General features: G+C 33.5%; 19 protein-coding genes and 1 pseudogene. 15 read left to right on the top strand and 5 right to left on the bottom strand.

The features are described from left to right. Positions 1-105: 105 nt before the first annotated feature. Positions 106-295 (top strand): annotated as a pseudogene (locus HMPREF2597_RS12640) (IS5/IS1182 family transposase); the annotation flags it as partial. Between the two features lie 102 nt (positions 296-397). On the opposite strand, the gene HMPREF2597_RS10585 reads toward HMPREF2597_RS12640, so the two are convergent. After that, on the bottom strand, positions 398-1,309 hold the full coding sequence (locus HMPREF2597_RS10585; RefSeq protein ID WP_002493108.1) for a COX15/CtaA family protein: 912 nt from the start codon (positions 1,307-1,309) through the stop codon (positions 398-400). A gap of 235 nt (positions 1,310-1,544) precedes the next feature. Here HMPREF2597_RS10585 and cyoE point away from each other — a divergent pair, with 235 nt between their 5' ends. The 4 genes from cyoE to HMPREF2597_RS10565 all read left to right on the top strand — a co-directional run bounded on the left by cyoE (position 1,545) and on the right by HMPREF2597_RS10565 (position 4,636). After that, positions 1,545-2,456, top strand: coding sequence for a heme o synthase (gene cyoE, locus HMPREF2597_RS10580; protein WP_012990880.1), 912 nt, complete (start codon positions 1,545-1,547; stop codon positions 2,454-2,456). 25 nt (positions 2,457-2,481) lie between these two features. Next, positions 2,482-2,943 (top strand): DUF420 domain-containing protein, encoded by a 462-nt coding sequence (locus HMPREF2597_RS10575; protein WP_002478353.1) that lies wholly within the window; start codon positions 2,482-2,484, stop codon positions 2,941-2,943. Between the two features lie 186 nt (positions 2,944-3,129). After that, complete coding sequence (locus tag HMPREF2597_RS10570; protein WP_037553653.1) at positions 3,130-4,185, top strand: CAP-associated domain-containing protein; 1,056 nt, start codon at positions 3,130-3,132, stop codon at positions 4,183-4,185. 16 nt (positions 4,186-4,201) lie between these two features. Further along, a complete protein-coding gene (locus HMPREF2597_RS10565; protein WP_002478351.1) occupies positions 4,202-4,636 on the top strand; it encodes a YlbF/YmcA family competence regulator in 435 nt (144 codons plus the stop codon). Between the two features lie 87 nt (positions 4,637-4,723). On the opposite strand, the gene HMPREF2597_RS10560 is transcribed toward HMPREF2597_RS10565, so the two are convergent. Then, positions 4,724-5,650 (bottom strand): glycerophosphodiester phosphodiesterase family protein, encoded by a 927-nt coding sequence (locus HMPREF2597_RS10560; RefSeq protein ID WP_002478350.1) that lies wholly within the window; start codon positions 5,648-5,650, stop codon positions 4,724-4,726. Between the two features lie 158 nt (positions 5,651-5,808). Between HMPREF2597_RS10560 and HMPREF2597_RS10555 the strand changes: the two genes are divergently transcribed. After that, a complete protein-coding gene (locus tag HMPREF2597_RS10555; protein ID WP_002459394.1) occupies positions 5,809-6,060 on the top strand; it encodes a YlbG family protein in 252 nt (83 codons plus the stop codon). 16 nt (positions 6,061-6,076) lie between these two features. Here HMPREF2597_RS10555 and HMPREF2597_RS10550 read toward each other — a convergent pair whose 3' ends face one another. Further along, on the bottom strand, positions 6,077-6,466 hold the full coding sequence (locus tag HMPREF2597_RS10550) for a DUF7147 family protein (RefSeq protein ID WP_002478349.1): 390 nt from the start codon (positions 6,464-6,466) through the stop codon (positions 6,077-6,079). A gap of 68 nt (positions 6,467-6,534) precedes the next feature. Here HMPREF2597_RS10550 and rsmD point away from each other — a divergent pair, with 68 nt between their 5' ends. Both rsmD and coaD read left to right on the top strand, forming a co-directional pair. Continuing rightward, positions 6,535-7,086, top strand: a complete 552-nt coding sequence (rsmD, locus tag HMPREF2597_RS10545; RefSeq protein ID WP_002478348.1) for a 16S rRNA (guanine(966)-N(2))-methyltransferase RsmD — start codon at positions 6,535-6,537, stop codon at positions 7,084-7,086. Beyond that, a complete protein-coding gene (coaD, locus tag HMPREF2597_RS10540; RefSeq protein ID WP_002459391.1) occupies positions 7,079-7,561 on the top strand; it encodes a pantetheine-phosphate adenylyltransferase in 483 nt (160 codons plus the stop codon). Before rsmD ends, coaD begins: the two co-directional genes overlap by 8 nt. Before the next feature lie 70 nt (positions 7,562-7,631). Here the strand turns inward: coaD and HMPREF2597_RS10535 are convergent, their stop codons facing one another. Further along, positions 7,632-8,765, bottom strand: coding sequence for a nucleotidyltransferase (locus HMPREF2597_RS10535; RefSeq protein ID WP_002478347.1), 1,134 nt, complete (start codon positions 8,763-8,765; stop codon positions 7,632-7,634). 126 nt (positions 8,766-8,891) lie between these two features. Here HMPREF2597_RS10535 and HMPREF2597_RS10530 point away from each other — a divergent pair, with 126 nt between their 5' ends. The 5 genes from HMPREF2597_RS10530 to pheT all read left to right on the top strand — a co-directional run bounded on the left by HMPREF2597_RS10530 (position 8,892) and on the right by pheT (position 14,549). Next, entirely contained in the window at positions 8,892-9,443 is a 552-nt protein-coding gene (locus HMPREF2597_RS10530; protein WP_002459389.1) for a YceD family protein, read from the top strand. Between the two features lie 85 nt (positions 9,444-9,528). After that, positions 9,529-9,702 (top strand): 50S ribosomal protein L32, encoded by a 174-nt coding sequence (gene rpmF / locus HMPREF2597_RS10525; protein WP_002435373.1) that lies wholly within the window; start codon positions 9,529-9,531, stop codon positions 9,700-9,702. A 254-nt stretch (positions 9,703-9,956) separates the two neighbouring features. Further along, positions 9,957-10,697, top strand: a complete 741-nt coding sequence (locus HMPREF2597_RS10520) for a TrmH family RNA methyltransferase (protein WP_002478346.1) — start codon at positions 9,957-9,959, stop codon at positions 10,695-10,697. A 391-nt stretch (positions 10,698-11,088) separates the two neighbouring features. After that, positions 11,089-12,147 carry a phenylalanine--tRNA ligase subunit alpha gene (gene pheS, locus HMPREF2597_RS10515; RefSeq protein WP_002459387.1) on the top strand — a complete coding sequence of 353 codons (1,059 nt, stop codon included), beginning with the start codon at positions 11,089-11,091 and terminating at the stop codon, positions 12,145-12,147. Then, positions 12,147-14,549 (top strand): phenylalanine--tRNA ligase subunit beta, encoded by a 2,403-nt coding sequence (pheT, locus tag HMPREF2597_RS10510; protein ID WP_002478345.1) that lies wholly within the window; start codon positions 12,147-12,149, stop codon positions 14,547-14,549. The genes pheS and pheT overlap by 1 nt, the downstream gene beginning before the upstream one ends. A 487-nt stretch (positions 14,550-15,036) precedes the next feature. On the opposite strand, the gene rnhC is transcribed toward pheT, so the two are convergent. Then, positions 15,037-15,969, bottom strand: a complete 933-nt coding sequence (rnhC, locus tag HMPREF2597_RS10505; RefSeq protein ID WP_002478344.1) for a ribonuclease HIII — start codon at positions 15,967-15,969, stop codon at positions 15,037-15,039. A 230-nt stretch (positions 15,970-16,199) separates the two neighbouring features. Between rnhC and zapA the strand changes: the two genes are divergently transcribed. Together zapA and HMPREF2597_RS10495 are read left to right on the top strand one after the other, a co-directional pair. Further along, complete coding sequence (gene zapA, locus HMPREF2597_RS10500; RefSeq protein ID WP_002459383.1) at positions 16,200-16,460, top strand: cell division protein ZapA; 261 nt, start codon at positions 16,200-16,202, stop codon at positions 16,458-16,460. 1 nt (position 16,461) lies between these two features. Beyond that, complete coding sequence (locus HMPREF2597_RS10495; protein ID WP_002478343.1) at positions 16,462-16,983, top strand: CvpA family protein; 522 nt, start codon at positions 16,462-16,464, stop codon at positions 16,981-16,983. Positions 16,984-17,000 lie beyond the last annotated feature (17 nt).

Raw genomic sequence — 17,000 nt, 5'->3', positions numbered from 1 at the left:
ATAAATACTACGTATTAACATGTAATTTTATCTTTACATGCTTAAAAAATAAGGCACTTTCGTATAATTAATAAACTTCACTAAATTAAATGAACGAGGTGCCTTATGTATAAAGCTTATAACATGAATCAACTTACACTATACACTACCAATGGAAACTTCAATTCTTATTCCTACAAATAATATTTCTCGATATGTAAATGAAATTGTTGAAACAATCCCAGATGATGAATTCGATGAATTCATCATCTGGGACTCATCTTATCACCCTAAAATGATAACGAGCTGTATATTATCTAATACATAAGAGAAAAGACAATTTCTATCAAATAATTTTAATAGAAATTGTCTTTTTTACATTGTTTAAGAACTTAATGTCCCAGACCCTTATTTAAAATTATAAATGTGAGCTGCGAATTGTTCGAAGCATTAACATAATAAAGTATGCAATCATACCAAACAGTATTGTAATAAACAATGCGTGGAATAAAGCTATAATTAAATTAACGTGTGTAATGATTGAAAGTGCACCAGTCACAACTTGTAAAATAATAAGTATAAATGCTGCAGTGTAACCATAACGAACCGTTCTATTTTCTGAATAATTCTTAACGGCATGAATAAAGGTAATTAAAATCCATGTAAAAGCAATCAATGCCATACCTCTATGAACAAATTGTACCCATTCTTGTTCACCATGTGGCATAATATGATCGAATGGAACTGGCCACGCTCCATAAGCTAGACTTGCTTTGGTATGACGTACTAAAGCACCAGTATAAATTGTAAGATAAACGATAATCGTCATAATCCAAGTTAATGTTCTTAGTGGTTTTTTGATATATAATTCATCAGCTTCGTATTTTTGGTCTACTTCAAAAACAATCAACATTAAGACAAAAACAGATGAGAAACTAATTAAAGAAATACCAAAGTGTAATGCTAAAACATAAGAATTTTGTTGCCAAATAACGGCTGCTGCGCCCACTAATGCTTGTACAAGTAAAAAAGCGACACTGATAATACATAGTGGCTTCACTTCTTTGATATAACCAATATTTTTCCATGCTGTAATAACAAGCCATAAAACAATGATTAAAGATAAACCTGACATTGCTCGGTGACTTAATTCAATAATCGTTGCGATTGGTAAATTTTCTGGTAATAAAGCACCGTGACATAGTGGCCATGAAGCACCACAACCATCTTCAGAACCAGTTTTTGTTACTAAAGCCCCACCTAATTGTACAAACCCCATAATTATGGCAGCTAGTACGGATAACCATTTAAGGTTTTTTTGTTTAAACAATTTTATACACCCCATCATTAAATAATAGTTAGCCTAAATTATACCTCGGATGACTATAATTTAATGTCCATATTTCTATTCTAGCCATTATTTCAATTATACATCATTCATAGTGTTTTCAAAAAGAGAGTTTTTGAATGTCGATAAAGTGTCACAAATAATTTTTTATTCAACTGGTCAATTTACTATATTTAATATATCATAGTACTATATGGAAATTTTAAGGAGGGGGCATATGAATAAAGAACAGACTTTATCACACACTTCAAGTCGCGTTTCTTTCAAAGAATTACAACAAATAATTAAAATGGGTCTTGTTCAAGGTAATTTGATTCCTGCATTTGCGGGTGCTTGGCTTGCAGTCGTTATGACTAGCCATTCCTTCCTATCATCGATTCCACAAATTATATTAATGATAATAGGGTCGACTTTGATTATGGGGGGCGCTTGTGCAATAAACAACTACTACGATCAAGATATAGATTGTATTATGCCAAGTAAACAAAACCGACCGACCGTTAATGATAGAATTTCAGATAGAAACTTAATGCTATTAAGCTTCGGAATGATGTTAGTGGGGGAAGCTTGTTTATTTTTATTAAATATTCCAACTGGTGTGCTAGGTCTTGTAGGTATAGTTGGTTATGTATCATTTTATTCTATTTGGTCTAAACGTCATACAACGTGGAATACTGTAGTAGGTAGTTTTCCTGGTGCAGTACCTCCATTAATTGGATGGGCAGCTATTGACGGACAATTAAGTCTTGCTGCTTTCGGACTATTTTTAGTGGTATTTTGTTGGCAACCAATTCATTTTTACGCTTTAGCAATTAAAAGAAAGGATGAATATGCATTAGCCAACATTCCAATGTTACCATCCGTTAAAGGTATCAAAAGAACGCGTGTTAGCATGTTCTTTTGGCTTGTTTGTTTATTGCCTTTACCATTCTTCTTCACTAATTTAGGTACTACATTTATTGTGTTAGCTACTTTATTAAATTTAGGATGGCTTTTCATTGGTTTGACAACATTTAAAAAGGATACAGACCAAACAAAATGGGCTACAAAAATGTTTATATACTCGCTCAATTATTTAGTAGTATTTTTCGTAATGGTTGTTGTAGTTTCATTAATTAAAATGATATAAAATACTGAAGGCAAGGATGAAATTTATGAATGTACCTATTCTACCTACGATTAGTACGAGTTGTATTGTAATTAGTGCCATTTTAATTGCCATCGGTTGGTGGCAAATTTGGCATAGGCATGTAAATGCTCATAAGAAAACAATGTTATGGGCTGCTGTATTCGCATTAACGTTCTTTATTATTTATGCAACACGTACTGTGTTTATAGGTAATACGGACTTTGGTGGTCCCGATTCATTGCGACCATTTTATAAAGGTTTTTTATTTTTCCACATAAACCTAGCTACATTAGGTGGTATTGGTGGTTTAGTACAGATTATTACTGCTTTTAAGGATAAATTTAATATTCATAGAAAAATTGGTCCTACAGCATCTGTTATTTGGTTTTTGACAGCTATTACAGGTGTTACGGTGTATATACTACTTTATGTATTATATCCAGGCGGGGAGACGACGTCGGTAATTAAGGCAACGTTAGGATTATAATCTCAATACAACTGGGCTATAGGGGCTCTATTAACTGGTGAAACTTGTTGTTTTACCAGTTTTTTATCTACTTAATTGAATATTACGATTAAATTAAAGTACAATAAAAGCCGAAGTCCTTATATAAAATGTTTTGTAGTTTAAAGTATCAATTTTTATAATATATTATTAAGTAAGAGGTGAAAGATAATCAAATTATTATTGAAAATATTAGGTGTCGTGCTGTTAGTAACATTTTTAATATATTTATTTTATTCACCTCGTTTACAATTTGATGTATTAGAAAATCCAAATAAATCTACTAATACGAGTCGTTCAGATCAAAGTGCACATCAAAACAATCAAAAAGATGATGGAAATCCTAAGCCTAAAGAAGGGATTGGCACTTGGATAGGAAAAGACATCTCTTATTTAACTAAAAAGTTTGGACAGGCAGATCGGTCATATCGATATAGTGATCATTATAAAAACTATGTTTTTAAACAACAAGATGCTTATTATGTTGTATTAGTTAGAGATAAGCGTATTAAATCGGTTTATGCTACGGGTGAAAATGCCAATGTTGCCCCTTTAAAAATTAATGATAGTGCAGCTAGAATTTTTGAGAATACGAGTATTAACCCTGATCCAACATTTAAAGTTAATAATAGGACATATCATTTTGAATTATCAGATGAAGATTTGAAAACTCAAACATTGATAAAATATGGTGAAAATTATGCTCAAGTTTATGTTGATCAACAAACGAATGATATTATGGGAATACGTTATTTAGATAAAGAGGCACTTGTACTTTTTAAACCTTATCGTTTAGAAGATGATGAACAATCATCGAAGTCTCGCATCAAGCATTCTGCAGATATTCCTTTTGAGCAAAATCCAAATCAGCTTATGACACTTTATGAAATAACTAATGAAATACGTAAACTAAAAGGAATTAAACCGATGCGTGTTAATAATGATATTGCCCATATCGCCGCAATTAACTTATATGATGCAACAGATTCTGATAGTGTAGCATTTACTGAAGATACGTTACGAAATCAATTAGAGAATCAAAATATTGAATTTAAAACGACAAGTCAAAATGTTGGTTATGATTTTGATGATGTCCCAACACTCATCCATAGTTGGATGAATTCGGATATACATCGCTCAAGATTATTGAATAAAAAATACAATGAAATGGGTGGAGAAGTTATGAAAAATTACTACTCACTTATTTTTGTGGAAGATAAATAAAGGAGGTAGGCCAAAGATGTACACAGAAGAAATGGGTTATATTTTAGATGAAATCGAAAAGTTATCAGATATGGTGACTGATTCAGAAATATATTATCAGTTTAAAGAGGCTCAATTAAAGCTAGATCGTGATGATGAAGCACATCTAATGTATGAAGCTTTCTTAAAATATAAACATATGTATGATGAAGTCATGCGTTTTGGCCGATACCATCCTGACTATCAAACTATAATGTTAGAAACACGGCGTCGCAAACGTGCTTATGAAATGCTTCCGGTTGTGATGGACTATAAAGTTAAGGAAGTTAAGTTACAAAATTTAATAGATGAACTTATAAGCAAAATCGCACATGCAGTATCTGCAAATGTGAAAATTGAGGCAGGAAATCCCTTTTTCCAAACGGATGAGCGTGGTTGTGCATCAGGAGGTTCATGCAAGTGCTCGTTATAAGTAGAATTAGAATATAATTAGCATATATAGTAAAAACCTTCAAGTGAGACTATAGCAGTCAAACATTTGAAGGTTTTTCACGATATTTTATTTTATCGTTAATGAATCCTTAAATTGTTTTCCAAGATCAGGCCGATCTGTTACCAGTGTGTGTGCACCTTTTAAATATAAATCATGCATCATATCAATGCTATTAATACCGTAATATCCCGGTACAATATTAAGGGTATTTAACCACTGGATAAAGCGACGAGAAGTTAATGGTATGCCTTTGAAATGTGTTGGCATTTGGAAAGTATTTGCTTGTGGGTGAAAGCTACGTGCAGTGCCACTAAAGAACTTCAAAAATCCTTCTGCGACTTCCTTTTGACTAGCGCCAATTGCAACTGAATTTTGCGCTATTTTATTGAACCTGTCAATTTGTTCACTATAGAAGCTTGTAACTAATACACGGTCTTGCGCTTGATTATTTAAAATATCGTCAAACATCTTTTGTGGTGCAATAGATCCTTCATAGCTCCCTGGATGATCTTTTAAATCAACGTTAATTCGCATGTTTGGATATAATTTTAGTAATTCATCAAATGTTAGAATAGCTGTTTTCTCATGACCACGATAAGGTGTGGTTCCATTTATATCTGTAAAATGATAACCCGCATCCAATTTTTTTAATTCAGCTACAGTATGTTCGCTTACTTTACCTGAACCATTTGTGGTGCGATCAACTGTAGCATCATGAAAAACAATGAGTTTTTCATCTTTAGTAAGGCGTACGTCTGTTTCGAAACCATCTACATCAAAAGATACAGCATGGTCAAATGCAAGTTGAGTTTGCTCTGGTCTTACGGCCATGCCACCTCGATGTGCAAAAATATAAGGTGAACGTCCTTGGAAGAATGGTGGAATCGTCTTTGGCTGTTGTTGGGATTGTTGTCGTTTATAGAATAATAGGCCACTCATAATACCTATTCCAGCTAATCCCCAGTTTATTAAACGTTTATTTTTTATTGACATATATAGTGCCTCCTCAAAGGTATTAATATAAGCGTATCAAATTTATATATTAGGTAACAGTAAAGGTACTTTATTTCGTATTAGGACGAAGTTATTTTCTAAAATATTAAGACATGATATGATAATGAATGCATAAATAAATGGAGTGATGACAAACAATGAACTTAATACCTAGAACGAGTTTGACTGTTTATTTAAAACACATTAAACATGAGCGACAGCTGCGAAAATACGGACATATTGTTCATACAAATAAGCAAGAAAGATATGTCATTATTTATATTAATGAAGTTGATGCAGATGTAATTGTGCATAAGCTGATGCAAATGAAATACGTTCGGCACATTGATGCTTCGCCATATAAATACTTAAAGAAAACATATGAAAAAGAAAAGCACGAAACGCTTTAATTCAATAGTTTAAATATCATTGGAGTGGTGGTATCCAATTTTGTAAACGCAAAATGCTGATTAGATATTTAAAGTATAGGTCTAAATCGTGAAAGGCTTCGATAGGCTGAACATCAACACCAATCGTTTGAATATTATATTGTTCAGCTTTCTCATTAATCATCTGAAACTTTTTGTTACTTTCTGGATAAGGATAAGACATCGCATTAAGCATGATATACATAGCTTGAAAATGATGGCCTTCAGTAGGTTGCATAACGAGTGCTATAGATGATCGTTGCTTTTCAGATTCTGGCGTGTGGAAGTACATTATTTTATCTACACGAGCATGGTCATAATCTATCAGTGTTAAAAATTCAAACAGGTCAGTCAACCCTTCTCCAAGAACGATAAATGATTGTTTCATTAGTTAAGTAATTCTCCTTTTTTAATCAAATTATAGTAAAACACAAGATGAAATGGAAGTGTATTAACATGCGCGTGATAGCTGGTAAACATAAAAGTAAAGCACTTGAAAGTTTAGAAGGTCGAAACACGAGACCAACAATGGATAAAGTTAAAGAAGGCATTTTTAATAGTCTTCACAATGTAAGTGGACTTGGACTAGATTTATTTGCTGGAAGTGGTGCGCTTGGTATTGAAGGTTTGTCACGTGGAATGGATAAAGTAATCTTTGTTGATCAGAATTTTAAAGCAATCAAAGTAATTCAAGCGAATTTACAACAATTAGACTTAACAGAACAAGCTGAAGTATACAAAAATAATGCAGATAGAGCATTAAAAGCTTTAAATAAAAGGGATATTCAATTTGATTATATCTTTTTAGATCCGCCATACAATAAAGGACTTATAGATAAAGCTTTAATTCAAATTGAAACATTTAATTTGTTAAAAGAAAGTGGTATCATCATCTGTGAGTTTAGTCATCAAGAAGATATTGCTATACAATCATTCAAAGAGCTTAAACGCTATCATTATGGTTTAACAGACACGTTGCTGTTAGAAAAAGGAGATAAAAATGGGTAAGACAAAGGCAGTTATTCCAGGAAGTTTTGATCCAATCACGTACGGACATTTAGATATTATTGAACGTAGTGCGGGACGATTTGATGAATTACATGTTTGTGTGTTGAAAAATAGTAATAAAGCTGGCACATTTACGGTAAATGAACGCATTGAACTTATTGAGGAGTCTGTAAAACATTTATCTAATGTTCAGGTCCATCATTTTGATGGATTACTTGTTGATTTTTGTGATCAAATAGGTGCTAAAACAATTATTAGAGGCTTACGTGCGGTTAGTGATTTTGAATATGAATTGCGATTAACATCTATGAACAAAAAGCTTAATAGTGATGTTGAAACGATGTACATGATGACAAGTACAAATTATTCCTTCATTAGTTCAAGTGTTGTTAAGGAAGTAGCACAATATAAAGCAAATATAAGTGATTTTGTACCACCTAACGTAGCAACTGCATTGAAAGAAAAATTTAAATAATATGTAAACAACCCCTTCTGAAAGTACTATTTAACGAGCTTTCAAAAGGGGTGTCATCGGTATAGCGTTATTATTTTCGAATAACAGGCGTGTTAAAATCATTTTGAGTACTATGGGTACATAAATTATAAAGTTGCGTAGCTTTAATTTCTTGCGTGAAAAAGGGCGCAGTTTTCTTTGTTATATTTGTGATATAATTTCGCTCTGGAAATTGTGCTTTTAGATACTTCAAATATTGTTGACCCTTGTTAGTCATGCCTAAAATACGAGCTGCTTTTATATTAGTAGGAACATCTTGTTGGCGTATATTGAGTACGATGTTCATTAAGGCACGTTGAATGTGCGTGTATGTATAGCGTTTCGTTTTAACGAGGGTTATGAAACTATCTAAATTGTGTGCTTTAGTTATCAATGATTGTAAACGATGTTCTAAGCCTTCATTGATTGTGTATATTTGTGCTAAGTCTTCCGATGATTGTGTAATTAAAGCATATTGAATATAAGGAAACAATGCTTCTTTTGTCATTTGTGGCTGCTCATAAAGATGCCACATGTGATTTGGTACAACTTGTTTCCAAAGTGCGTCATTTGAATTTAAAGCGTGACGAATTGCACTACCACTTGCCAATGTTTGGTGATCAATTGATGATTGATGATGATATGTACCTAAGCGTTCAATCGTCATAGCATTAATGTTTGGTGCAAAATTATGAATAGCTTTTAAATAACTAAGTCCTAAAATATTATTTGGAGTTTGTAAAATGTGATGTTGATTAAAATGGTCACTTAAAACACGTGGGTAACTTTTACCGCTATTGATTTGAGCCCTATACTTTGGATTTGTTTCAAATTGTTGAATATCTTGAGCTATTTTAGTCAACGCCTCAATATTGGCACTTTCACTACCAAATGAAATCGTATCTATGCCTAGATAATCGGCAAGCAATATACCGTATTTGGCAAAGTAATCTGATGAAGATAGACTGCCAATTATAGGAAGTTCAACAACTAAATCGACGCCTTCTAAGGCCATCTCGGCACGAATAAACTTATTGAATATTGCTGGTTCGCCACGCATTACAAATTGTCCGCTCATCAATGCAATGGTGACATCGGCATTGGACAGTTTTTTTGATTGTCGGGCATGATACAAGTGACCATTATGAAATGGGTTATATTCCGTTATAAGTCCAACACTTTTCATTTGCAATTCGTCCTTTCAGTATTCATCATAAGTATTGTAACAGATACTTTGATGTTAAGAAAAAATCTTGACAACTCTTGTAGAGAAAGTTAAAATAAATTTTGTGCTTGTTAGAGGTGAAGCCATATGAAATGGTCAATAACACAATTAAGAAAATATCAAGGTCAGCCCTTTGAATTTAATGAAACAGCGAAATTTGATCACTTAAAGGAATCGCTAGGTCTTATTGATTTGTCTGAGATTCATGTAGAAGGTCAACTTAATGTTAAGTCGAATGAAGTGATTGCAGATATGCATGTAACTGGGACATATACGATGCCATGTGCACGTACATTGGAACCAGTTGAAGTGCCACTAGATGTGACAACTTCGGAAGTATTTGATTTAGAGGGATATAATGATTATGCCGATGAAAGTGAGCTTGATGAACATTATCATCTAGCCACTGATGGTATGATAAACATTAAAGATATTGCGGAAGAGCTAGTCATAATTGAGAAACCCATGCGTGCATATTCTGATAACAGCAATCAGATGTTAACAGAAGGTAACGGCTGGGAAGTTATTGACGAAGATCAATTGATTGAACTTGCAAAGGGTGATGAAGATAAATCTTCGGAAACAATGCAAGTTGATCCTAGGCTTCAGAAATTACAACAATTATATGATAAAGAGTAATAGCAGATTACGTCTTGTTATAGTATAATTAGGAACTAATCTGACATTTAGAATTAACTGGCTTTAATATTAAGGAGGATAAATCATGGCAGTACCAAAAAGAAGAACGTCTAAAACGAGAAAAAACAAACGTCGTACACACTTCAAAATTTCAGTGCCTGGTATGACTGAATGCCCAAGTTGTGGCGAATACAAATTATCTCACCGTGTATGTAAAAATTGTGGTTCATACAATGGTGAAGAAGTTGTTAGCAAATAATTTTAGCATAGTGCTAAAATAATATGAATAATAAAGAAACCCAATGATGACAACAAATCATTGGGTTTCTTTATGTGTTTTTATAAATACATTACAAGAATGGACTGCAGAATCACACTACGTAGTTTAAAAATAATTTGATACGATTGAAATGACAATCTTTATATTAATGTAACTGAATGTTCATCAACGTTGTGCTAATATATAGGACGAAGCATATAACAACCATAATTACATAAAATTGGAGAGTTTTAATGGAACAAATTACATCTGCACAAAATAGTAAGATTAAAAATGCAAATAAACTTAAAAAGAAACGTGAACGTGATAAAACGGGACAAGCACTCATTGAAGGTATTCATTTAATTGAAGAAGCTTATCAAAGTAATCTGACGATTAAACAATTATTTATTATTGAACCAGAGCGAACAGAACAAGCATTGATAGATTATTCAGAAGAAACATTTCAAATTAATATGAAAGTGGCAGAAGCATTATCAGGTACAATTACACCTCAAGGATTCTTTGCAGTAATTGAAAAGCCAAACTATGATGTAACACATGCAAAACAAGTATTACTCATTGACCGCATTCAAGATCCTGGCAATTTAGGAACATTAATTCGTTCAGCAGATGCTGCCGGTATAGACCTTATTGTTATGGAAAAGGGAACAGCAGATGCGTATCAGGATAAAGTGCTTAGAGCTAGTCAAGGTAGTGTCTTCCATATACCTGTGGTGACTGCAGACTTACAAGGGTTTATAAAGCAGTTCGAAGGTCCTGTATTTGGTACTGCACTAGAAAATGCTGTGTCATATAAAAATCTTGAACCCCAAGAAACATTTGCACTGCTACTTGGTAATGAAGGGGATGGAGTAAATAACGCGTTGTTAGAACATACGACGAAAAATTTAATTATTCCAATTTATGGCAAAGCAGAAAGTTTAAATGTTGCAATTGCTGGAAGTATTTTACTTTACCACTTGAAAGGTTGACCCGTTTGTTTAAAATCGGCTATACTTAGATGTATATAATAAAGTATAGTGATGACAAGTACTCATAAAATTGAATGATAAACCAATAAAAAGACCTTAACTAGTAGAACGAATTGTGCAGGGAGAATAAGCGTGACTGAAACTTATTCCAATTTCGATTAGTTACTTTCATCTTTTTGGTTACTTAAAGAGATTTAAGTCGGAGCGCGTATCTTCGTTAACAATGCAGAACAAGTGTATGTAAAATAAAGTAAGGCTTAGCGTCTTATTTTATAATGACATAAATTTGGGTGGTACCACGGAAGACTTTCGTCCCAAGATATAGGGAGGTAAGTCTTTTTTTATGCTCGAAAACTAAGTTTAAAAATAAAAAGTGTGAGGTGTCATTTATATGACTCAGATGGATTCAATGGCGGAATTAAAACAACAAGCATTAGTTGATATTAATGAAGCTCAAAATGAACGCGAATTACAAGATGTAAAAGTTAAATATTTAGGTAAAAAAGGTTCAGTTAGTGCTCTAATGAAAAATATGAAAGATTTACCTAATGAAGAAAAACCTGCCTATGGTCAAAAGGTAAATGAATTAAGACAAACCATTCAAAATGAATTAGAAGAAAAACAAGCATTATTAAAACATGAAAAATTGAACCAACAACTTGCTGAAGAAACGATTGATGTTACATTACCAAGTCGTAAAATCAACATAGGTTCTAAACATCCTTTAACAAGAACGATTGAAGAAATTGAAGACTTATTTTTAGGTTTAGGTTATGAAATTGTTGACGGTTATGAAGTTGAACAAGATTATTATAATTTTGAAGCATTAAACTTACCTAAGTCACATCCTGCGCGTGATATGCAAGATAGTTTCTACATTACAGATGATATTTTAATGCGCACTCATACATCTCCAGTTCAAGCACGGACGATGGAAAAACGTAATGGTGTAGGCCCAGTAAAAATTATTTGTCCTGGTAAAGTATATCGACGTGACTCAGATGACGCAACACATAGTCATCAATTTACTCAAATAGAAGGGTTAGTCGTTGATAAACATATTAAAATGAGTGACTTAAAAGGCACATTAGAATTATTGGCTAAAAAGTTATTTGGGGCAGAACGTGAAATTCGTCTTCGCCCTAGTTACTTCCCATTCACAGAACCATCCGTTGAAGTTGATGTATCTTGTTTTAAATGTAAAGGTAAAGGCTGTAACGTATGTAAACATACAGGCTGGATTGAAATTTTAGGTGCTGGTATGGTGCATCCAAACGTACTTGAAATGGCTGGATTTGATTCAAATGTATATTCTGGCTTTGCCTTTGGTATGGGGCCAGATCGTATCGCGATGTTAAAATATGGTATTGAAGATATTCGTCATTTCTATACTAATGATGTACGATTCCTTGATCAATTTAAAGCTGTAGAAGATAGAGGTGAATTGTAATGTTGATTTCAAATGAATGGTTAAAAGATTATGTTGATGCAGGTGTAGCTATTGAAGATTTAGCAGAGCGTATTACTCGCACAGGTATTGAAGTAGATGACATAATCGACTATACCAAAGATATTAAGAACTTAGTTGTAGGATATATCCAATCTAAGGAGAAACATCCTAATGCAGACAAATTAAATATTTGTCAAGTAGATATTGGTGAAGAAGAAGCTGTGCAGATTGTATGTGGCGCACCTAATGTCGAAGCGGGACAACACGTTATCGTCGCTAAAGTTGGTGGACGCTTACCTGGTGACATTAAAATTAAACGCGCTAAGTTACGTGGTGAACGTTCAGAAGGAATGATTTGTTCATTACAAGAAATTGGTATTTCCAGTAATGTTGTTCCAAAAGCATATGAAAATGGTATTTTCGTTTTTACTGAACCAATTGAACCTGGGACTGACGCTTTAACAGCACTTTACTTAAATGACCAAGTGATGGAATTTGATTTAACACCGAATCGAGCTGATGCATTAAGCATGATTGGTACTGCATATGAAGTAGCAGCGCTATATAAAACTAAAATGACGAAACCTCATACACAAAGTGATGAAATTTCTGAATCCACATCAAATGAGTTATCAGTATCTATTGATAATCCTGAAAAAGTGCCATACTACAGTGCAAGAATAGTTAAAAATGTGACAATAGCCCCATCTCCAATTTGGATGCAGATGCGCTTAATTAAAGCAGGTATTCGTCCAATCAATAACGTTGTAGATATTTCTAATTATGTCTTATTAGAATACGGTCAACCATTACACATGTTTGACCAAGATCACATTGGCTCTAAAGAAATAATTGTGCGCCAAGCAAATGAAAATGAAACTATGACTACCTTAGATAATACAGAGCGTACCTTAGTAAATAGTGACATTGTTATTTCAAATAGCAAAGAACCAATCGCTTTAGCAGGCGTCATGGGTGGAGATTTTTCTGAAGTTACAGCAACAACAACAAATGTTGTAGTAGAAGGCGCTATCTTTGATCCGGTTTCTATTCGTCATACATCTCGTCGTTTAAACTTGCGTAGTGAAGCTTCTAGTCGCTTTGAAAAAGGTATTGCAACTGAATTTGTCGATGAAGCTGTTGATAGAGCATGTTACTTACTTCAAACATATGCAGATGGTAACGTATTACAAGGCCGAGTGTCTGCGGGTAATTTAGGTTCATTTGTGACACCAATTAAAATCACTGCTGAAAAAGTAAACAAAACAGTTGGATTTAACTTATCTTGTGGTGAAATAAAAGCTATTTTTGAACAATTAGGCTTTAAAACACAACAAAATGGTGACGAATTAACAGTCAATGTACCATCACGCCGTAAAGATATTACGATTAAAGAAGATCTGATTGAAGAAGTTGCACGAATATACGGATACGACAACATCCCATCAACAATGCCCGTTTTTGAAGATGTCACAAATGGCGAATTAACAGATCGTCAGCATAAAACGCGTATAGTAAAAGAAACATTAGAAGGTGCTGGTTTAGACCAAGCAATTACGTATTCACTTGTTTCAAAAGATCATGCGAAAGATTTTGCTTTACAAACACGTCCAACAATTAGCTTATTAATGCCTATGAGTGAAGCACATTCCACTTTACGTCAAAGCTTATTACCACATTTAATCGAAGCAGCTGCATATAATGTGGCGCGTAAAAATAAAGATGTCAAATTGTATGAAATAGGACGCGTTTTCTTCGGTAATGATGAAGGTAAATTACCAGAGGAGGTAGAATATTTGAGCGGCATATTAACTGGTGAGTATGTAGTTAATACATGGCAAAATAAAAAAGAAGCTGTTGACTTCTATATTGCCAAAGGCGTTGTAGATCGTGTCGCGGAAAAGTTAAATCTCGAGTTCAGTTATAAAGCCGGTGAAATTAGTGGGTTACATCCTGGTAGAACAGCAATCATATCTTTACAAGGTAAAGATATTGGTTTTATTGGCGAATTGCATCCACAATTAGCTGCGGAGAATGATTTAAATCGCACATACGTATTTGAATTAAACTATCATACTATAATGGAAGTAGCAGTTGGCTACATTAACTATCAACCAATCCCTAAATTCCCTGGAGTGACTAGGGATATTGCCTTAGAGGTCACAAGTGATGTTCCAGCATCAGTGTTGTTAGAAACAATCCATAGTAATGGTGATGATATTCTTCAAGATTCATTAGTATTTGATGTTTACGAAGGGGAACATTTAGGTGAAGGTAAGAAATCTATTGCGATTCGCTTGAATTATTTAGATACAGAAAATACATTAACAGATGAACGTGTCACAAAAGTACATGATAAAATTTTAGCAGCTTTACAAGCACAAGGCGCTGTAATAAGATAATTTGGCGAAAAGAGACAGACTGGGACACAAATCCTAGAAAAAATAGCCAGTAAATGAGCTTACAAAAACTCATTTACTGGCTATTTTATTGACAATACTGAATGGCTTCGCTTTCCTAGGGTGCCGTCTCAGCCACCCCAACTTGCGTTGTCCGTAGGCTTTCTTTTCGAAAGCCTATCTGTTGGGGGCCCCTGTCTTCAGCTTGTCCTGTTCCCTCAGGAGTCTCGCCATAAATACTACGTATTAACATGTAATTTTACCGTTAAATGGTTTAAAAAATAAGGCACTTTCACATTGTTTAGTCGACTTCACTAAATGAAATGAACGAGGTGCCTTATATAAGCGATAACTTGAAGCAATAGATGTTACCACTAGAGACTTTAATTTTAATAGTTTCAATTATTATGGTGGAAACCATATCCAATAAAAAGATTTTGGCGTTTCAATTTTAATCTATTTCATTTATATCTTAAATTGTTATTGCTTACTAATTTTGCTTTCTTTCTACTAATTTCAGTGCTTTTTCTCGGTTTTTAAAATGTTTTTTAGAAATACTATCTAATTTGTTAATTCCACTCTTATCAATGATTTTAGCAGCAACTAAATCAACCTTATTACCAGCACCTTTAGGAATTTCGCAATGCATTTTGCGAGCGAGTTGATCCATATATTTGACAAATGCATAGCGAGAGATAATACTGGCAGCTGCAATTGCTAGAGATTTTGACTCTCCTTTTGTTTCAAATTTTGTTTTTTCTGGAAATGGTAATGCACTTAAGGCATAATGTTGATAAACTTCACGCTGAGCGAATTGGTCAATCACAATATAATCGATGTTGTCTGGATGAATTTTTTGAGTAACATTTTTAATAGCTTCATTATGAAGAACGGCTTTCATTTTTACTTGAGACCAGCCTAAAGCTTGGCGCTCATTATATTTAATATTATCTAATGTTAGCAATGAATGTGGAATAAATGTCACTAACTGCTCCGCCAAGTCAATAATTTTAGTATCAGTTAGTTTTTTTGAGTCATCGACACCTAATGTTTTTAAAATAGCAACATGTGATTGAGTGACATAAGCAGCACATACGGTTAAAGGACCAAAATAATCTCCACTTCCGGCTTCATCGCTACCAATACAATCATATTTGTCATATTGAAGTGTATGAGTTGATGATTGCTTTGAAGTTGTTGCTGCCATGGCAGCATCGTGATAATTTGGAAGTAATTCTCGAGCAATATTTTCAGCTTGTTTACCTTGAAACATGACTTTGCCAGAGTTATAGATATTAATGGTTGTCTGTTTATAATTAGTGCGTGCACGCATCCCTTGTGGTAAGTTATGCTGTTCAAAGTCAATTTGATTTAAGAGCTGCTCTATTGCTTCGTTTGTTAGTTTTTGGACGACATTTGCCATAGATGTCAGAAATCCTTTCTTTAAAAAATATTAACCAGCAATATCATATCATGAAATTAATGATGTAGTAATATTCTAGTATAACACTATAACTTACTGAATCAGATGGATGGGCTTACAAATTTAGATGCTGTCATGTATAATGTACTTAATATAACATTACATAGAAACTAGCTGATGAAAAAATGTAATAGAACTGAAGTTTATAAAAAAGGTCAGGAGACATAATTATGAGTGAATTTAAAAACAGAATTAATGTAACGATTAATGATCAACATTATACTATTGTTGGTGAAGACAGTCCTGAGCATATTCGTTATGTCGCTCATTTAGTAGATGAGAGAATCAAGGCGCTAAAAACTTCTGGTCTTGATACAACACGAAAGTCTGTATTAACGGCCGTCAATATTATGCACGAAAAGGTACTATTAGAAGAAGAAAATCGTCGCCTCCAAGAAGAAGTGAATCAATTTAGACGTAGAGAGCTATAATATGATACTAGATTTAATTGTATTATTATTTGTAGGTTATGTCATGCTTATGGGATATCGCCGTGGATGGTGGTTAAATTGTTTACACGTTATGACGACGATGGTTGCCTTGTGGATTGCACATAACAATTATCAAGGTATTGCACAAAGATTATTAGTTTTTTTACCGTTCCCGAAAACTGTAGCTTATGATATGACTTACGCTGTGCCTTTTAGTCAAGTTCAGCAACGCTTTGATGCAATTGTAGCTTTTGCACTAGTTGCTATATTGAGCAAGATTATTTTGTATCTTCTTGTAGTGTCATTTGATAATATAGTAACGTACAAAAAATTATATAATTGGAGTCGCTGGTTAGGGGCCTTGTTTGGATTGCTATCAGCCTTGATATCTGTGCAAATTCTACTTTATATGCTGGCGCTTTATCCTAATGAATGGGTTCAGATGAGTTTAGCTCATTCATGGCTTAGTAAAGCAATTTTATTACATACACCAATCGTTTCAGCATATATTTTAAATTTATAAAATCTGATAAAGGTCAG

This window comes from Staphylococcus sp. HMSC063A07 (assembly GCF_001836955.1).
Lineage (GTDB): Bacteria > Bacillota > Bacilli > Staphylococcales > Staphylococcaceae > Staphylococcus > Staphylococcus lugdunensis.
Note: the sequence above shows the minus strand (reverse complement) of the source record. Positions and strands in the feature narration are given on the sequence as shown.

Bases quoted from the DNA above. Each gene is read 5' to 3' on its own strand.
- rsmD (WP_002478348.1), top strand. From the start codon at position 6,535: ATGCGCGTGATAGCTGGTAAACATAAAAGTAAAGCACTTGAAAGTTTA.
- HMPREF2597_RS10565 (WP_002478351.1), top strand. From the start codon at position 4,202: ATGTACACAGAAGAAATGGGTTATATTTTAGATGAAATCGAAAAGTTA.
- HMPREF2597_RS10495 (WP_002478343.1), top strand. From the start codon at position 16,462: ATGATACTAGATTTAATTGTATTATTATTTGTAGGTTATGTCATGCTT.
- HMPREF2597_RS10555 (WP_002459394.1), top strand. From the start codon at position 5,809: ATGAACTTAATACCTAGAACGAGTTTGACTGTTTATTTAAAACACATT.
- HMPREF2597_RS10560 (WP_002478350.1), bottom strand. From the start codon at position 5,650: ATGTCAATAAAAAATAAACGTTTAATAAACTGGGGATTAGCTGGAATA.
- coaD (WP_002459391.1), top strand. From the start codon at position 7,079: ATGGGTAAGACAAAGGCAGTTATTCCAGGAAGTTTTGATCCAATCACG.
- rnhC (WP_002478344.1), bottom strand. From the start codon at position 15,969: ATGGCAAATGTCGTCCAAAAACTAACAAACGAAGCAATAGAGCAGCTC.
- HMPREF2597_RS10530 (WP_002459389.1), top strand. From the start codon at position 8,892: ATGAAATGGTCAATAACACAATTAAGAAAATATCAAGGTCAGCCCTTT.
- rpmF (WP_002435373.1), top strand. From the start codon at position 9,529: ATGGCAGTACCAAAAAGAAGAACGTCTAAAACGAGAAAAAACAAACGT.
- zapA (WP_002459383.1), top strand. From the start codon at position 16,200: ATGAGTGAATTTAAAAACAGAATTAATGTAACGATTAATGATCAACAT.
- HMPREF2597_RS10520 (WP_002478346.1), top strand. From the start codon at position 9,957: ATGGAACAAATTACATCTGCACAAAATAGTAAGATTAAAAATGCAAAT.
- pheS (WP_002459387.1), top strand. From the start codon at position 11,089: ATGACTCAGATGGATTCAATGGCGGAATTAAAACAACAAGCATTAGTT.
- HMPREF2597_RS10575 (WP_002478353.1), top strand. From the start codon at position 2,482: ATGAATGTACCTATTCTACCTACGATTAGTACGAGTTGTATTGTAATT.
- HMPREF2597_RS10535 (WP_002478347.1), bottom strand. From the start codon at position 8,765: ATGAAAAGTGTTGGACTTATAACGGAATATAACCCATTTCATAATGGT.
- cyoE (WP_012990880.1), top strand. From the start codon at position 1,545: ATGAATAAAGAACAGACTTTATCACACACTTCAAGTCGCGTTTCTTTC.
- pheT (WP_002478345.1), top strand. From the start codon at position 12,147: ATGTTGATTTCAAATGAATGGTTAAAAGATTATGTTGATGCAGGTGTA.
- HMPREF2597_RS10550 (WP_002478349.1), bottom strand. From the start codon at position 6,466: ATGAAACAATCATTTATCGTTCTTGGAGAAGGGTTGACTGACCTGTTT.